The organism is Thermogutta hypogea (assembly GCF_055386265.1).
On sequence record NZ_AP042425.1, the window covers coordinates 3,570,562 to 3,587,910 of the forward strand.

Annotated in this window: 13 protein-coding genes; 3 read left to right on the plus strand and 10 right to left on the minus strand. The window is 63.1% G+C overall.

What is annotated here, in order from left to right; all coding sequences use genetic code 11:
- Positions 1-29: 29 nt before the first annotated feature.
- Together ACZ5B4_RS12845 and ACZ5B4_RS12850 are read right to left on the minus strand one after the other, a co-directional pair.
- Positions 30-1,124 carry a DUF1559 family PulG-like putative transporter gene (locus ACZ5B4_RS12845; protein ID WP_464911632.1) on the minus strand — a complete coding sequence of 365 codons (1,095 nt, stop codon included), beginning with the start codon at positions 1,122-1,124 and terminating at the stop codon, positions 30-32.
- 549 nt (positions 1,125-1,673) lie between these two features.
- Positions 1,674-2,759 (minus strand): IS630 family transposase, encoded by a 1,086-nt coding sequence (locus tag ACZ5B4_RS12850; RefSeq protein ID WP_464911496.1) that lies wholly within the window; start codon positions 2,757-2,759, stop codon positions 1,674-1,676.
- A gap of 95 nt (positions 2,760-2,854) precedes the next feature.
- Here ACZ5B4_RS12850 and ACZ5B4_RS12855 point away from each other — a divergent pair, with 95 nt between their 5' ends.
- Positions 2,855-3,895 carry a type II secretion system F family protein gene (locus ACZ5B4_RS12855; protein WP_464911633.1) on the plus strand — a complete coding sequence of 347 codons (1,041 nt, stop codon included), beginning with the start codon at positions 2,855-2,857 and terminating at the stop codon, positions 3,893-3,895.
- Here ACZ5B4_RS12855 and ACZ5B4_RS12860 read toward each other — a convergent pair.
- The 6 genes from ACZ5B4_RS12860 to ACZ5B4_RS12885 form a co-directional block, all read right to left on the minus strand.
- Positions 3,884-5,251 carry a hemolysin family protein gene (locus ACZ5B4_RS12860; protein ID WP_464911634.1) on the minus strand — a complete coding sequence of 456 codons (1,368 nt, stop codon included), beginning with the start codon at positions 5,249-5,251 and terminating at the stop codon, positions 3,884-3,886. The genes ACZ5B4_RS12855 and ACZ5B4_RS12860 overlap by 12 nt on opposite strands.
- Positions 5,252-5,270: 19 nt before the next feature.
- Positions 5,271-5,702, minus strand: a complete 432-nt coding sequence (gene ybeY, locus ACZ5B4_RS12865) for an rRNA maturation RNase YbeY (RefSeq protein WP_464911635.1) — start codon at positions 5,700-5,702, stop codon at positions 5,271-5,273.
- 148 nt (positions 5,703-5,850) lie between these two features.
- Positions 5,851-7,731 (minus strand): HD family phosphohydrolase, encoded by a 1,881-nt coding sequence (locus ACZ5B4_RS12870; protein ID WP_464911636.1) that lies wholly within the window; start codon positions 7,729-7,731, stop codon positions 5,851-5,853.
- A 103-nt stretch (positions 7,732-7,834) separates the two neighbouring features.
- Positions 7,835-8,857, minus strand: coding sequence for a PhoH family protein (locus ACZ5B4_RS12875; RefSeq protein ID WP_464911637.1), 1,023 nt, complete (start codon positions 8,855-8,857; stop codon positions 7,835-7,837).
- 283 nt (positions 8,858-9,140) lie between these two features.
- Positions 9,141-10,361 (minus strand): GNAT family N-acetyltransferase, encoded by a 1,221-nt coding sequence (locus ACZ5B4_RS12880; RefSeq protein WP_464911638.1) that lies wholly within the window; start codon positions 10,359-10,361, stop codon positions 9,141-9,143.
- A gap of 67 nt (positions 10,362-10,428) precedes the next feature.
- The gene (locus ACZ5B4_RS12885) at positions 10,429-11,553 is read right to left on the minus strand and encodes an N-acetyltransferase (protein WP_464911639.1); all 1,125 of its coding nucleotides are present in this window, start codon (positions 11,551-11,553) and stop codon (positions 10,429-10,431) included.
- A gap of 615 nt (positions 11,554-12,168) precedes the next feature.
- On the opposite strand from ACZ5B4_RS12885, the gene ACZ5B4_RS12890 reads away from it, so the two are divergent.
- Positions 12,169-13,713, plus strand: a complete 1,545-nt coding sequence (locus ACZ5B4_RS12890) for an inorganic phosphate transporter (protein WP_464911640.1) — start codon at positions 12,169-12,171, stop codon at positions 13,711-13,713.
- Positions 13,714-13,752: 39 nt separating this feature from the next.
- On the opposite strand, the gene ACZ5B4_RS12895 is transcribed toward ACZ5B4_RS12890, so the two are convergent.
- Both ACZ5B4_RS12895 and ACZ5B4_RS12900 read right to left on the minus strand, forming a co-directional pair.
- Positions 13,753-14,703 (minus strand): SDR family oxidoreductase, encoded by a 951-nt coding sequence (locus ACZ5B4_RS12895; protein WP_464911641.1) that lies wholly within the window; start codon positions 14,701-14,703, stop codon positions 13,753-13,755.
- 214 nt (positions 14,704-14,917) lie between these two features.
- Positions 14,918-15,724 (minus strand): hypothetical protein, encoded by an 807-nt coding sequence (locus ACZ5B4_RS12900; protein WP_464911642.1) that lies wholly within the window; start codon positions 15,722-15,724, stop codon positions 14,918-14,920.
- A gap of 624 nt (positions 15,725-16,348) precedes the next feature.
- On the opposite strand from ACZ5B4_RS12900, the gene ACZ5B4_RS12905 reads away from it, so the two are divergent.
- Positions 16,349-16,633 (plus strand): calmodulin-binding protein, encoded by a 285-nt coding sequence (locus ACZ5B4_RS12905; RefSeq protein ID WP_464914023.1) that lies wholly within the window; start codon positions 16,349-16,351, stop codon positions 16,631-16,633.
- The last annotated feature ends 716 nt before the right edge of the window (positions 16,634-17,349 follow it).

The window sequence follows — 17,349 nt, forward strand, 5'->3', positions numbered from 1 at the left end:
TCGGCTTGCGCGAACCCGGCACGACGGGATTAGAACGCGTTCTGTACCGTCAACCCGTCGGCGATGGAGTTGATGCGGAACCAAGTCCCCCACGCGATGTTATCGCGGATGAACTTCACGCTGCCATCCACCAGGACGGCGTTCACACCGCCGGGGTGATAGCTGGACGGACTGGGCCATTCGGCGTTCGGCCCCCAGGCGGCAATGTAGGTCGGCATGTAGGTGCCGGGATTCCAGCGGAACCACTGCCACGGCGCTTTGCTGCCGCCATCCACGTTCAGCACGCGATTGCCCGTCTCGTTGGCCCCCCATCCGCCTACCGCCGTTCCGATGAAGGCCGAGCAGGCGATGGCATCGCCGATGTTCCGCCGCTTGCCCGTCCCGCTGGTACGGATCGGCCCGCCGTAGTAACCCACCGAGTCTCTTTCGGCGCAGGCAATGGTGTTGGAGGTCCCGTCCGTCACCTGGGCCATGTTGGCCGTTCGGGTCTGCGTGAACAGCCCGTGGAACGTGCACGTTTGAGTGATCGGGTCATCCACGACATTCCACGGATCCCAATTGCCGAAGCAGCAAGTGCCGGCGTGCCAGTGATAGCCTTCGGAACCCGGGTAATTGGTGATGGCGATGTTGTTGGACTCCGACGGTTTTTGGAAGTTCCCGTCCGACGGGCAGCGGAGGGCCGCCACCGGCGTGCTGACGAACCGTTGCGGACTGACGCCTTGGAGGTCCGGTCCGTTCCAGGCGGGCGCCTTGAAGTTGATGGTGTCGTACAACGGTTTTTGTTCCATGAACGGTAGGATCATGGCGTTCCACGTGTGGTGATGAGCGGGCGGAACAACGCCTGCCGGACACATGTCGGAACCGGTATCACCGCCGGATGCGCCCATGCAGCCCATTCCCCAAATGACGCCGGGCGGGAAGCTCTTATAGGTATCGTGGTAGTTTTGCAGGGCCAGGCCGATTTGCTTCATGTTGTTCGTGCACTGAGACCGCCGGGCGGCTTCCCGCGCGGCCTGCACCGCGGGCAACAGCAGGGCGATTAAGATACCGATGATGGCGATGACCACCAGCAGTTCGACGAGCGTAAATCCTCGCCGCATTGCCGACGCTGAACGTTGCTTCATGACCCACCTCCAACCAGATGAGGATATGGAAACGCTACGGAAACCCAGCGACGACCGCCGAGCGCAACAAGTCTGAACGAGGGGCGATGGAAACGACTCGCGGGGCCGATTCCACGGCATCGGAAGACAAGACAAAAAACCTTGGCGGCTTGCCCGTCGATGCCCAAGCGAACAAGCGAGAGAAAGGGCATACCGGCGCATGTCATTTACCCGACATTGGGAATAAAGTCGGTGATATTATCGCCTGATGACGATTGGATTCTAAAGCCGAAGTTGTCTCGCGTCAACAAAAATGCGCGCTCGATTGCGCCGGATTCCGGAAGGTCCTTATTTCGGCATCGGGACTCCACTTTGCGACGGCGGCTCCTGATCAGCCCGGGCCGGTGTCGTGGGCGTGCGCGGGGTGCCTCCGGCGTATGCCGGCGGTGTCTTACCCGGCCCGGCGTTCACCACCGGCTGACTTCGCCGGTAATAGGTTTTACGCACTACGCGGGTCGCCGGAGCGTGCTAGCGGTGACGGCGGCCGCGAGGGTAAGCTAGTGTAGTGTCTCACTCAGATGGGGCCTTATCCAGTGCGGCGCGGGCGCGACGGACTTTGGCGAGGATCGCCTCGGCCTTGGCCGTCCACGTGAAGCCCTTGGGATTGGCATTGTGATCGGCAATGTATTCATAGATCGCCCGTTCCAACTGCCGAACGCTCTTGAAGACGCCGCGGCGAATGCGGCGATCCGTGATGTCGCGAAACCAGCGTTCGACCAGATTCAGCCAGGAACTACTCGTCGGCGTGAAGTGGATGTGAAAGCGTTGGTGCCGTGCCAGCCACCGCTGCACCTTCGGATGCTTGTGCGTGGCGTAGTTGTCCACGATCAAATGCAAGTCGAGTTCGGGCGGCGTCTCCGCATCGATCTTCTTGAGAAACTTCAACCATTCCTGATGGCGATGTCGCGGCATGCACTCGGCGATGACCTTGCCTTCAGCCACCTCGATGGCCGCAAACAGCGTCGTCGTCCCGTGGCGTTTGTAGTCGTGCGTCAGCGTACCCAACCGGCCGGGATACAGCGGCAAACTTTTCTGCGTGCGATCGAGCGCCTGAATCTGGCTCTTCTCGTCGCAGGAGAGCACCAAGGCGTGTTCGGGCGGGTTGAGGTACAGGCCTACGAGGTCCACGACCTTTTCGACAAACCGCGGATCGTTGGAGACCTTGAAGGTCTTCACCAAGTGCGGCTTCAAGCCGTGGTCACGCCAAATGCGATGCACAGTCGCCTTGCTTACCCCCACGGCCTTCGCCATCGAGCGGGTCGACCAGTGCGTGGCGTTGGCGGGCTTCTCCTGCGTCGTCTTGCGGAGGATCTCCGCCTCCTTGGCGGCGCGGACCTTCGGTCTGCGACCGCCGCGCGGCTTGTCCTTGTCGAGGCCCGCCAGACCCGCCTCCAGGAAGCGGGTCCGCCACGTTCCCACCGTGCGACGCGTGCAGCCGAGTTCGGCGGCAATCTCGTCGTTACGCTTGCCCGCCGCCGCGGCCAGGACGATCTTGGCACGCAACACCACGCGTGCCGGCGTGCTCCGACCCCGCGACCATTTCGTCAGCGTCGTTCGTTCCGCGTCACTCAACTCGATGGCTTTCGCAACTCGCATGGCGTCATCCTCCTCGGTCTGAGAGTGAGACGCCGGCGGCCATGGATAAGTTCCCTCAATTACAAGACACTACACTAGGTGCTGGAGGTTGAGCCATGCTGCCCGAACCGCGAATCGGCAAGAGCGAATTGATCGATTTGTGTCGCCGTCTGGCCATGCAGATCGAGGCCGGCATCGAGATGCGGGCGATCTGGAAGCGGGAGGTCGACCGCTTCGTCTCGCCGGCAAGTCGCCGCGTGGTGCGGGAGATTTCCCAGGCGTTGGATCGAGGGCAGAGCCTGAGCGATGCCGTCGCGGCCGCCGGGGGCTATTTCCCGCCGCTGTTCCTTCGCATGTTGCACGTGGGCGAGACCACCGGCGCGCTGCCCGAGGCCCTGCGATTGCTCGCCGATTACTACGAAGAGGAGCGTTCTCGCCGCGCTCTGTTCTGGAAGCTCTTGGCTTGGCCGCTCACCGAACTTGCCTTGGCGGTGGGAGTGATCGGCTTTCTGATTTGGGTGATGGGGGTCATCGGGAACATGTCGGGCAAGTCCGTCGATCCCTTGGGTTTCGGATTGGTGGGTAACGCAGGATTGGCGATCTATCTTTGCTGCGTGGCCGTGTCGGCCGGGGGGATCGCCTGGGCGGCCTACGGTTGGCGGCGGGGTTGGGTGTCGATCCGGCCCGTCCAACGCCTGGTGTTGCAGCTACCCGTACTGGGGCGAATCGCCCATACGTTGGCCTTGGCCCGCATGACGTGGGCCATGTACGCCACGCTCCGCGGCGGGATGGACGTGATCTCGGCGGTGGATTTGGCGTTGCAAACCGCGGACAACGCCGCCTTCGACGATCTGCGACCGATCCTCCGCCGCTCCATCCAAAGCGGCAATTCCCTGCATCAAGGCTTCGCGGAGACGCACTTCTTTCCCGGCGAATGGTTGGATGCCTTGCGGGCGGGCGAGGAGAGCGGCACGCTGGATGCCGCCCTGGAGGGTTTGAGTCGCGAGTATACGCGGCGCGCCGCCTCCGCCATGAAAACGCTGAGTATCGTCGGGGCGGGGCTGGTCATGGCCCTGATCGTGGGCGTCATGATCTTCCTGATCCTGCGCTTGGCGATGTTCTACATCGGCCAAATCTACGAGAATCTACCGACCTGATTCCGAAGCGGACTTCGGCCGCATGCCGTCGCGGTCGGCCTCCTTCTCCTTGGCCGCCGTCCATTCCAGGCGGACCTTTTGGACGCGCCGCGGCGTGGCCTCCAACACGTGGACTCGGACCTCGCCGAACGGCACCTCTTCGCCGGGGCGGGGAATGCGGCCGAGATGGGACATCAACAGACCGGCGATCGTGTCGTAATCGGGGTCTTCCGGCAAATCCAGATGCAGCCTGCGGTTGATCTCCTCGACGCGGGCGGAGCCGAGGACCTCCGCCAGACCCGGTTCCAGCGGCTGAATCTCCTCGATCTGCTCGGGGTCCAATTCATCGCCGATCTCGCCGACGATCTCTTCCAAGATGTCCTCCAGGGTCACGACGCCGGAGACGCCCCCGTATTCGTCCAGGACGACGGCCATGTGGTTATGCGTGCGCTGAAAGTCCTCCAACAAGGCATCGACCGGCTTGGTTTCCGGGACGAACAACGGCTCGCGGAGCAACGCGGTCCAGGGAGGGCGGTCCGACTCGCCGTTGGGCCGGGCCAAATGCGGGAGCAGGTCCTTGGTATACAGGATGCCCACGATGTTGTCGCGGGTCTGGTTGAAGACCGGAATGCGGCTATGCCCCTCCCGAATCACCGCCTCCAGCATTTCGTCCCACGAGCATTCGCCGGGCAGGGCGAACATTTCGCTGCGCGGCGTCATGATTTCGGCCGCGTCCACGTCGCTCAGCTTGATCACGCCCTCGATCATCTCCTTGGCGTCTTCCTCGATGTATCCCTGCCGCTCGCCGACCGTCATCAAGGAACGGATTTCCTCTTCGAATTCATCCTCCACTTCGTCTTCGTCGGGGACGTTGTCCGTCAATCGCGCGAGGAGAATCTGGACGGCTTCGCCGGCCCAGACGACGGGTCGCATGGCTCGGGCCAGGGTGCGCCACAAGGGCCAAAGGTGGAACACGACGGGCGCCGCCCAAATCGAGGCTACGGCACGGGGTAGGAAGAGGCCGACGACCAAGACCGCCAGAACGATCCCCAAACCGTTCATCGCGACGGGCAGGAGCCGAACGCCGATCAGGGCGCCGTCGGGGGCTTCGGCATCCTCGATCGCCGGGAGCAAGCGGAAGGCGGCCGCCAAGACAACGACGGCCAGGGCCGCCCATTGCAGCAATTCCGCAGCCTCGGCCGTGCGGCGATACTCGCGGAGGACCTCGGCCAAGCGATCCGGGCGATCTCGCCGCCGGCATAGGTCGGCCAGCTTATGGCGCGGAAAACCGCGAAGGGACCGGACGCCGGCGGAAAGAAATCCGACACACAGGATGCCGCACGTCAGAATCCAAAAACCGAGACTTTGGGCCTCCACGTGAGCTTGCCGACCTCCTTTAAGCTGTTTCCAAACCGAGCCGTTCCAGGTAGTGGTCCTCCCGTCGGCGCATGACCGCCCGATCGCGGGCCGCAATATCATCGTAGCCCGCCAGGTGCAAGGCCCCGTGAACGACGTACAAAATCAACTCATGCTCGGGCGGTCGCCCGAAGCGCGGGCCTTGCCGCACGGCGGTTTCGGCACAGACGATGATCTCTCCCTCTATATGATTGTTCTCCACCTCCAGGGGAAAACTCAAGACGTCGGTGGAGGAGTCGTCGCCCAGGTAACGGGCGTGCAAGGCTCGCATCGCGGCGTCGTCCACCACTGCCACGCTGATTTCGCCGGTTTCGAAACCGGCCTCGGAAAGGACCAGCTTCACGGCGCGGCGGATGCGGCGACGGTCGACGGGCACGGCGCGGCACAACACGGCTATCGGTACGCGAATCATGACGGCATGCCGGTACGGTGCGAGGGTCCCTTGCCGGGGATCGGCCCCTCTCGCCCCTGCAAAATGTTCGAAAATGCTCCACTCCTCGAATCGACGTCGTCTCCGCGGAAATGCCGCAACGACGGCATGTTCTTCATCGGTCTGAGGTTCATGGTCGAGTTTGCGGCGGTGCGGCGGGGCCTGCCGGGTCGGCGGACGAAGCCTCGGTCGATCGGTCCGCGGACCCTGCGATCGCGCCCCGGGGCTGCGTGCCGGGGGCGGCCTCGGAATCGCCGGACTTGGCGGCGGGCGATTCCTCGCGTTTCCCTCCCTCCCGCAACTCCTCCGTTCTGCGATCCGTCGTCTTTTCGCTCCGCTCGGTTCGCTCGGGGTACTTGATCCGGCCGTGATACATCGCGGTCAACGTTTTGATCATGGCGTCTTCGATCGCCCGCAACTCCCGCAGAGTCAGATTGCTGAAGTCGAACTGCCCTTCGTCGAGCTTGCGCTCGGCGATTTCCCGGACGACGGCCTCGATCCGCGAGGGTGCCGGGTCCTTCAGGCTCCGCACGGCGCTTTCCACGGCGTCGGCCAGCATCAGGACGGCGGCTTCCTTGGTTTGCGGCGGCGGGCCGGGGTAGCGGAAAATCTCCGCGTCCACGGCGCTGCCCTCCGGCCGGCCTTCGCTCTTCTCCCTGGCTCGCCCGTAGAAGTATTCCACCAGCGTCGTGCCGTGGTGCTGTTCGATGAAGTCGATGATCGGCTCGGGCAGGTGGTAGCGCCGTGCCAAGTCGGCTCCGTCCTTGACGTGCGAGATGATGACCATGCTGCTCATGGTGGGTTCCAACGTCTCGTGTCGGTTGGGGTTTCCCGCCTGATTCTCGATGAAATACTGGGGATTGATCATCTTGCCGATGTCGTGGAAATAGGCCCCCACGCGGACGAGGAGTCCCCGAGCGCCGATGGCGTCGGCCGCCGCCTCGGCGATAGCGCCCACATTGATCGAATGGTTGTACGTGCTGGGCGCTCGCCGGGCCAGCTCGCGGAGCAAGGGATGCGAGAGGTCCGTCAGTTCCAGCAGGCTCATGTCGGTTAGCACGCCGAAAAACCGCTCCACGAACGGAAGTAGGCCGGTCACGAGGAACCCGGTCGCCACCACGGCCAGACCGATGCGCCCGATTTCGCCCAACAAGGTCGCGTCGAGGGGGACTTCGTTGGCCAGCGCGAGGAGGAATCGGATCGCCATGGCGGCGGCGGCCGTCCAAAATCCCACGTAGATCAGCTTGGCCCGGCCGCGAAGGCTTTGCAGTTGCAAGACGCTGACGATGACGGCGGTGCCGAGCAGGATGCCGCTGCCGACGTCCTGCCCCGTGGCCAGCAGAAAGGTCAGGACGGCCACCCCGCCGAACAGCACGGCGAGCTCTTGCGAATAGGCGACGGCGAGGATTTGGGTGAAAATGAGGAGCGGGCAGATTTCGGCGTGGGGGACCTCTTGAATCAGCCACAGGGCGATTGCCAACGTAACCCAATACAGGACGAGCAGCGTTGCCAAACGTTGAATGCTGACCAGGATCCGGCGCTGGCGAATGAATAGATAGGCCGCGATTCCCGCGAATCCGCAGGCTACGATCAGCCAGGTGCCGAGGAAGCGCCGCGACTTTTGGCCCCAACCGCGGAGGTCGCGATATTGCAGAAAGGAATCGTGAAGCTCCGCTTCGGCCTCGGCCTGCTCTTGAGCCGTCCGCTCGGCCCGGATGCTGTCTCCCGCGTCGGCATCGGGCCGCGGAGGGGGGAACCAACGGTAGGAGGTTCCCGCGGGAAGCCCTTCGCGGCTGTCGATCGCGAGGTTGTCGCGCCCCTTGGTACCGACGGGCGGGTCCCACGCCCGGATGACCACCGCCGTTACCAGCGTGCTCAACACGCCGATGGCGATGCGGGCAATCACGTCGCGGCGGCGAAGGCGATTCCACGCCTGCTCCCACTTGCCGGGCGTGCGAATCAGACCGGTGACGCGGTCCGCTCGCGTTCGTTTTGTCGTTCCGGAAGCCATTTTCGTCGCTTCAAGGTGGAGTGGCGTCGTCGGCGATGCCGGCAGGGCGGAGTCATTCAGGCGGCGGCAAACGTTGCCCTGAGGAGCCTGCCATTCCGTGTCCTCATACGGCGTCGTCCGCGGAGGTCGAGCGGGCGTGCTCCGCGGCCGTCTCCTCCGGTCGTGTTTCGTCGTCGGAGGGCCTGGGTCGGCGCGGCCCCCGCCCTTCGTAGGCGTCCACGATCGCCTGGACGAGCGGATGCCGCACGATGTCGCCCGTCCCCAATTCCACGTGGGCGATGCCGGGAACGCTCCGCAGTCGAGTCCAGGCGTCGATCAGCCCGCTGCGCACATGCGAAGGCAGGTCGATCTGGGTGGTGTCGCCGGAAACCACGATCTTGGATTGGCTGCCCATTCGGGTCAGGAACATTTTCATCTGCGCGATGGTGGTATTCTGGGCTTCATCCAAGATCATGAACGATTCATTGAGCGTGCGACCGCGCATGTACGCCAGCGGCAGCACTTCCACCCGCTCTTCCTCCGCAAAGCGCCGCACCGTGTCGTAGTCGATCATTTCGCGGAGGGCATCCATCAGGGGTCGCAAATAAGGGGAGATCTTGGCCTGCAAGTCGCCCGGCAAAAAGCCCAGGCTCTCGCCGGCTTCCACGGCGGGGCGCACCAGCACGATTTTTCGGGTCCGCTGTTCGCGCAGGGCGGCCACCGCCAAGGCTACCGCCAAGTACGTCTTTCCCGTGCCTGCCGGCCCCCGGCAGAAGACGACGTCGTGGTCGAGGATGGCTTTGACGTACCGAGCTTGGCCGGGCGTCCGCGGATAGACGCGCCTGCCGGTATAGACCTCGATGGGCGGCACGCCCTCCTGAATCGGCCCGCTGCGCACCTCCATCACCAGCCGCCGCACTTCGTCCGCGGCGACCAGCCCCTGTCGGCGCACGATCTCTTGGAGCCGTTCCAAGATTTCGGCGGCCTGCGTGACGGCCTCCGCCTCGCCCGATACGCAAATCCGATTATGGTTGCTGGTCACCCGAACGCCGAAGGCCTCGCGGATCATCCGCAAGTGCTGATCGCAGGGTCCGAGGACCGCCAACAACGTTTCCGAATTGACGATGCTTAAAGTCTTTTCACTCATGCCATGAGCCGCGCAACGGGGGCGCGCGGCCGAATCGGAAAATGCCCCTCGCTTTGCAAATTGTAGTCTACCATAACGGCGGATAGTATTGGCTGCCATTCCGTCAACGGCAGACCTTGGCGGGCGATCCGGCGCCAATCATTCCAATGAGGGGTGGCCGACAAGCAAGAGCAGGTGCTTCCGTTGGAGCACTAGGGCGGTCGCCGGCGTCGATCGATAGCCGAGGTTCAAGGGGTACCTACCCCCCGTTGGTGTCGGCGGCGCTGTCGCGATCGGTGTCGGCTCATTCGAGCGACTTCTCGTAGATGCGGTACCGCTTGTAGAGTTTTCCGCCCACGGCGCTGACCGTGCGGTTGATGGCCTCGTTGTCTTCCAACGTCCAGCTCAGTTCGGCCCCTTCGAAACCCAGCCGACCGACGCCGTGATCGATGGTCCGGTAGATCATCTGCTCGGCGATTCCCCGGTGCCGATAGCCGGGGATCAGCCCCAGCACCATGACCCGGGCGATTCTCACCTGCCGTAGCCGCTGGAACAGCCGTACCGCGCCGATCGGCATTCCCCAGGAGGTCAGCCGGCCGTTGAGCGGGCGGATCGCCTCGTTGAAGTCGGGCACGGCGATGGAAAATCCCACCGCCTTGCCGTCCAATTCCGCGATCAAGACCATTTCGGGCCGGGCGAACTGGGCCAAGCGCTTGGCGAAATAGCGGAACTCGGCCGGTGTGAGGTCGATGAACGCCCATTGATCGTAGCGCGTGGCGGCATAGACCTTCGCGCAGCGCTCGATTTCGCTTTCGAAATGGTTCATGTCGAAGGGGCGAATCACCGCGCGACAACGCTGCTCCACCCGCCGCACCCGTTCCATCCAGGCATGAAGCCGTTCGTTGTCCGTGTCGAACCACCAGGCGTAGAGGTCCTTGGCTTTGGTCAACCCCCACCCTGTCAATAGGCCCTCGTAATACGGCGGATTGTGATTCATCATGACGCGGGGGGGATACTGGAAGCCTTCGATCAAGAGGCCGCACGGGTAGTTGATGGAGTAATCGATCGGCCCCATGAGGTGGTTCAAGTTGCGGGACTTGGCCCAATTGGCCGCGGCCTCCAGCAGGGCGGCCGCGACCCGCGGCGACTCGATCGACTCGAACATCCCGAAGCATGCGGTCTTGGTGCCGTGCTTGGCGTTGTAGCGGGGATCCTCGCTGACCAGCACGCGGCCGACCGGGCAACCGTCCTGACATGCCAAGAATTGAACCGCCGTGCCGTGCTGAAGAAAGGGGTGCTTGCGGGGATTGAGAAATTCCTTGACCTCGATCAAAAGCGGGGGAATCCAGGCCGGATCGTTGCGGTAAATCAACCACGGCAGGCGCGTGAAGTAATACTGATCGCGCCAGGTCCGCACTTGGCGCACGCGCACCGGGGCCTCCCTGTCTTGCGGCATCCGCAGCCGCAGCATGGGGCGGGGTTCCATCCCAAAGTCGAAGAAATTCGTAAGATTGAAGGAAGTCATCGTCGCCCCGATCGGGGTTCCACGGCAAACGGAAGGGAACCGGCTCCGCGGGCCGATCGCGCCCACATCACGGCCCCAGGTCGTACAGCCGATAGGTCTTGATTCGCTTGGCTCCCCCTTTTTCCAGGCTTCCCCGAGACAGCGCGTTGGATTCCAGAACCCAAGAGAACTCAGCCTCTTCGATGCCCCATTCCAGGGCCTTGGGCACCAAACCGTCCAGGAGTACCAGCCCCAAACCCAGCAATTGATATTCGGGCAGGACGTTGGTGCTGATGACGCGAATCCGTTTGATCGCCCGCTTGTTCCTCAGCAAATGGATAAAACCGAAAGGGAATAGGCGACCGTCAATTTTTTTGATCCGCGGGTTGTAGTCGGGCAGGCCGAACACGGCACCCGCCATCCGTCCATCCACTTCCACGCCCAAGGCCAGCTCGGGGACCATCAACCACCGGAGGGCGGAGGCCATGTGCCGTACCTCGCCCGCGCTCATGGGAACAAATCCCCAAGTGTTGGTCAGGGATCGATTGTAAATGTCCAAAAACAGATGCACATCCTCCAAGAATCGCCGCTTGTTCAAGTAGCGGATCCGAGCGCCCAACCGCTCCGATATTTTATCGCAGACCGGCTTGAGCTTGGAGCGAATATCGGGGAGCATGCTGACATGCCCCCAGTAGGCGTACAGGTCTTGCGTTTTGCGGAAACCGTAGGATTCGACGAGCCGCTGATAGTACGGCGGATTGTAGGTCATCATGAAGGTCGGGGGCGAGTCGAAACCCTCGATCAGCATCCCTAATTCGTAGTTCAGGCTGGGATTGACGGGGCCGCGCAGCTTTTCGATCCCCCGTTCGGCGAACCAACCGCGGACGGCGTCGAACAGCCCGGCCGCGGCTTCAGCGTCGTCGCGGCATTCGAAGAAACCGAAGAATCCGCGTTGATCGCCGAAGCGCTCGATGTGCCCCCGGTTCAGAATCGCCGCGATTCTGCCTACCACTTGCCCGCCCCGAAGTGCCAAGAACGTCTGCGCCTCGTTCCGTTCGTAAAAGGGGTGCGCCCGATAACCGACCAATTCCCGCTGATTGCTCCGCAGGGGCGGGATCCAGTTGGGATCACCCCGGTAGAGCGACCAGGGGAATTCCAGGAACAGCTTCTGCTCGCGTTTCGACGCGACCGGTTTTACGACCAAGGAGTCCATGCTTGAACCAATGCGGGGCGAAGTCGTCAAAAGCGGGATTGTACGCCCGAAATGGAGGAACGGTCAATCGGAGGATGCCGCAAGGGAGGCCGTGCGGCGAAAGGGAAGGCGGCGCTCCGTCGTCGGCCGGAGCGACCAAAACGGTGCTCCGGTGGGATGCCGTTCTCTGCTCCCTTCGCAGGGTGAGCGGGAGCGCGAAACATGCCCCGTCTCCCCGTTTCCAACCACGCGGCAGCAACTCCCACGGTTTCCGAACGGGGCCATTTTCGTCGGTCGGCGGCAAACGCTCTTTGCGACCCAAGCCTTCTTGGCGACCCAAGCGATTTGGGCGACCCTTGACGAGCAGCGGCCGACGGCTGACAATCGCTAAGGTTTGGACGGGCGGATTGGTTTGGACGGGCGGATTTTAGGACGGTCGGGAGGGTTGAAATACCTCGCAGGGCATCGGGATTTCCAGCGACGCGTTCGGCGACGACGCGGCGTTGCGGGTGGGGTGTGCCGTATCGTTTCGGGCAAGGCGTCCCACCGGGCTCACCCTTCATCTCTCAGTCCCCGATGCCGCCGGGTCCCACCGCACGGCACAGCTCAGCACAAGGCGTCGGGAGACGTGCTCACATGGATCTGGTCACCGTGTTGGCGTTCGTGGGCCTGGCGCTGTTGGCATGGGACTGCATCGAGGTCGGGCGGAATGACGCGGCCAACATCGTCAATGCCGTCTTCGGCGCCCGCATCCTGCCGCGTCGCTTAGCCGTGGCTCTGGCCGGCGCGGCGGTCATTCTAGGGGCGTCCTTTTCCACGCCCGTCATGGAAACCGCCCGGAAGGGCATCTTCGATCCTGCGCTACTCACGTTGCAAGCCGCCGTCATCGCCTACATCAGCGTCTACCTGGTGGACACGGTGCTGCTCTACGCGTACTCCACTTTCGGCATGCCGGTGAGCACCACGGCCTGCTTGATTTTCGAATTGGTCGGGGCCTCGGTGGGCTTGTACGGCGTCTCCATCGTCCATTGGGATCAAGTCGGGACCGTCGTCGCGGCCATTTTCGTCTCCATCCTCATGACAGGGTTCGCCGGATTTCTGATTCAGAGGGTCTTTCGGGCCGCGGTCGGCAGTCGCATCGAGGATCGTGAAACGATTCTGCTGCACGGCCCCTGGATTTGCGGTTTAATGCTCACGGGGCTGGCCTGGTTCATGGTGCTGAAGGGGATGGGCAGCCTGAGCGTCGTGCAAAGTTTTCGCGAATCGACGATCGACGCCTACACGCCCGCCTTCGTGCTGATGGCGGCTTGGGGGCTGGCCACGCTGCTGGTTCATACCTTTTTGTTATTTGCGGGCGAATTCGGAACCAAGTATTTGTTTTCCGGCATGGCGGTGATCGGCATGCTGTGTTTGGCGTTCGCCTTCGGCCAAAACGACCTGGCGAACTGCGCATCGCCGGGGCTTTCGGCGTTTTGGCTCTGGAAGAACTCGCACGAGTCGGTGGCGGCGGCCACCCAAATCCCCATCCCACCATGGGTGTTGTTTGCCTGCGGATGCCTCATCGTGGGGGGCATGTGGACCCGCGATGCCCAGCGTGTGACGCGGGCGGCGGTCAATACGGGCAGCCAGTTCGACCGCGTGGCGCTGTACGCGCCGCATTGGTGTCGCGTTTTGGCCCGGTGGATCGTGGCTCGGTTTCCCCACCGCCCCGAGTTGGCCCCGCCGCCCAGCAAGAGTCCCACCGGAAAGAAGCTGCACTACGACCCGCTGCGGGCCGCCGTCATCAGTTCCACCAGTGCCGGGGTGATCGCCCTGGCCTCCAGCCGCGGCTTGCCGGTTTCGACGACGTACGTCGCGTTCGCCGCGGTGATTGCCACGGGTTTGGCCGACCGGGTGCTGAGCCGCGGGGACGCCGATCTGAAGATCGGGCGGGCGATCTGGGTGGTCGTGTGCTGGTTCTTGGCGGCAGTCATCGCCGTACTCGCCACGGCGGCCGTGGCTCGGCTGATTTTCCATTTCGGATTGATCGGACTGGCGGCAGCCGTGGTGCTGAACGTGGCGGTGCGATTCGTCGCCAAACGCCGCGCGGATGCACAAGAGGAGCGGGTCCATTTGCGGGTGCGCGACACGGCCGCTCCCGAGGAACAATCGCAACACGACCACGACGCGGACCCGCCCTAACCCCGGCTCGCAAGGATGACGAACCGCCGCCGCGAGGCGCTACTTCGGCGGAGCCCCGCAAATCATCCGATAATAATCGATCGAGCGCTCCAGGCCGGTCAGAAAATCGACTTGCGGTTGGTATCCCAGCAGGGATCGAGCGGCTGCGATGTCGGCCATGCTCTCGCGGATATCGCCGGGCCGGGGAGGGGCGAACTCGGGTTCGATTTGGGTGCCCAAGACGCTGTTGACCGCGGCCAGCAGCTCCAGCAGGGTGATGCTCTTTCCGTTGGCGGCGTTGAATACCTTGCCTGCCACTCCCGGCCGTTCCGCCGCCAAGAGATTGGCGTGGACCACGTTGGCCACGTAGGTGAAGTCGCGGGACTGCGTGCCGTCGCCGAACACGACCGGCTTGCGACCGGAAAGGATGGCGGTAATAAATAGGGGAATGACGGCGGAATAGGGGCTGTTCGGGTCTTGTCTGGGGCCGAAGACGTTGAAATAGCGCAGCACCACCGTTTCAAACCCATACGTGGCGAAAAAGGCGCGGCAATAGTATTCCCCGGCGAGTTTGGCCGCGCCGTAGGGCGAGATGGGATCCGGCAGGTCCGTCTCGCGTTTGGCGCTGAACGGCTGATCTCCGTAGGCGCTGCTGGAGCCGGCATAAACGAATCGCCGCACGCCGGCCCGCCGCGCCGCGTCCAGCAGCACGATGGTGCCGGTGACGCAGGCGGCATGCGTGTCCAAGGGACGCTCCACGCTTCGCGGCACGCTGGCCAGGGCGGCCTGATGGAAGACGCAGTCCACGCCCCGCACGGCCTCCGCCGCCGTGTCCGGGTCCTGGACGTCGCCGTGGATGAATTCCACGCGATCGAAAAACGGCTCCAGATTGGCGAGATAACCGGTGCTGAGGTTGTCGAGCACGCGGACGCGGTCACCCCGTTCGACCAAGGCCTCCACGATGTGCGAGCCGATGAAACCGGCGCCTCCCGTGACCAAGACCGTGCGCATTGCGATAGGACTCCTTGCTTTGTGCGTCCAAACGGCCGGCGTACCCGCGGCGACGGCGCTGCCGGGACCGATGCCGCGAGGGGCGATCGCCGTGACCGGCCGATCTTCGCCCTGGAGCGGATTTCTCGTGACGTTTCCCGCTAAAGCTGCCGCGGCGCGGCGGGTTCTACGATAACCGCTTCCGCGGCGGATGATAAGGGGGCGGGGCGGCCGGCTAGTCTCCCTGTCCGGCATCGGCCAGCATGTGATCCAGGTTCTCGCAGCGCTGCAACAACGCGTGCTCCCGGACGAAGTACTCGTACGGGGTGCCGTGAATCAGCGCGGGCGGGAAACAAGCCAGAATCGAAGCCGCGGCCCGTTCATTGAGGCTTCCGCTCGGGCTGTAGCGAAACAGCGGCACCGCGTAAGCCGCCGTGAGCGAGGCCGTCATGAGGTGCCAGATGCGGTGCCCTTCATCCCCCAATTCTTCCCGGCGGTGGATGTCCGCGGAGAAGTCGCGAGCGCGGGCGGAGTCGGCCGCGAAACGGGCGACGTCTCCCCATTCCAAGAGCCGCCCGATGAGCACGTCGGTCCAGCGTTCGTTGCGCTGTTGGAGTTTTTGCAATTTGACGGCGTCGGCCTCCACGAACGGTTTACCGTCCAAGAGCAGGGAGAGGGCGCGGTTGCGGGCTTCCAGATGGGCGAGCAGCACGCTGTGGCCGGTCGGCCCCGCCTCCGTCCGCTCCCGATAGAGGTCGTACAAGTGCAGAACGGCCGCCCAGACCCGCGCCAAAATCTCGGCCGTGAAGATCTCCTCCATCAGGGCCGCGTTTTGCCGCCGATATCGGCCGGGATTGCCGCACTCGGAGACGTGTTTCAGCGTACGCATCCAGTGTTCGGTTCGCTGCTTGTGACTGTTCCAAAAACCCTCCAGCGCGGCAGGCGGGATTTGGTAAGAAGTATCCTCCGCCAGTAAATACCCTTTGTCCGCGACGAAAACCGCCAAATCGACCAGTTCACTGGAATGCATGGCTTGAAGCATGGAAATACCGACCGAGATAGGTTCACTTTGAGCGAGGAGACGCCCGAGGCCGGCGTGCGAAGCCCGGAAGCTTGGCCTCGAGCGGGGCGAGCCGCCGATATCCCTCCCACCACCAAACGAACATCTCTCAAGCAATTCGCATGCCATCTTTCGCCGACGTTGGGTGAACGCGGCTGAGTCCGTTGTTTTCGAGGCGACGAGCGACGAATTTGGCCGCACGGTCCGCGGTCGACCGCCTGTATTCTGCGATGGCGGGCGGTGATTCGCGAGTTGAAGGCAAGCGGATGATGTCATCGCGAGCCGCCGCGTTGCTTTCCGGCAACCAGGGAGTGGGAAATCGGCGTCATCTCGCAAGGGTCGGATTATGCGGGCCGGGCCGGACAATCCGACGGCTCGGGATATTCCCTCAATGCCGAATACGGATTCTGCCGATGACGTAAAACGATGGGAAATGTCGGACCGCGGCTTAGCGGACGCGTCTCGGCGGGGAGGCGGGAGGTCGTCCCCGCGGGATGGGGCGGCGTTCGCCGCGACGGGCTTGCGGATCAACTCGAAGACAGATTTACCGATTCAGGGGGAACTACGATGTTTCGGCGCTTGATCGTTGCCGCGTTCGTCGCCGTGATGTTGACCGCGGCCGTGCATCAAACGGCTTCCGCGCAGCAGGCATACGGTAGGCAGTGGGGCCGAACCTACAGCACGCAGGATTGGAACCGTTTCTACCACTACCCGTACGTGTATTATCCCCAGAACTACTTCGGCCCGGACTACTACAAGAGCAGCGAGGATCTGTACTTCCGCTACCCGCCGGAAATGCGAATCCCCGTCTACAACCAACGCTGGCAGAACTATTACCCGGAACCGCGGCGATTCCATAGCGGCCACCACTTCATCATGGACGTGTTCTAGGCCGAGGATCGCCCGCCGCCGATCGGGCGTAGCATCCGAACGAATGTCGAGAGGACTCCCCGGCCGCCGGGCGCGGTAACACGTGTGCGGCGGTCGTCCTTCTTTCTTTTCTTGCCCAGATGCCTCCTGGCGTACGAGTCGCAACCTGTATACTGCCTACCCCTGCTCCTCCAATATGAGTCGGGCGGCGCTGTTTCGTGTCGGCTGTTCAGGACCTCGTAAGCGGGAGCGTCGGCCCGAAGCGGCGACGCTGAATTGCGAGGGGTGCTTTCTACCACTTACGGTGGGGACCTTTTTTTGCATCGAGCCACGATGGATCTCGGTGTTGGAGCTCGGTGCCGGAAAAGAATCCTCATCACTTTTCATCCGAGGGATTAGGGCCCACCGCGGCCGAATGAGGGTCCCCGGTCCAGCGCCGCCGGATTCCATGACGCCCACCCACGAACCTTTCTTAAGCGTTTCCGCCTTTAATCCGCATTGGCTTTGTGATAAGATGTGTCGGTGCCGTTCGCAAAGCCGGCCGTTGGGTAGCGTCAAATTGAGCAGCGAAAAATTCGCGACCCCCCCCGAATGAAGTATTGAATTTCTCCGATCACAAGCCGATAATCAAGAGCAGTGGGGGTATCCCTCACAGCTCAGCCCTTCGTAGGTCCCTGCCCCGCCTACGGAGGGCACTTTTTTTGGTTTCATCCAAGCATCGCTTTTCCGTTTTAGGG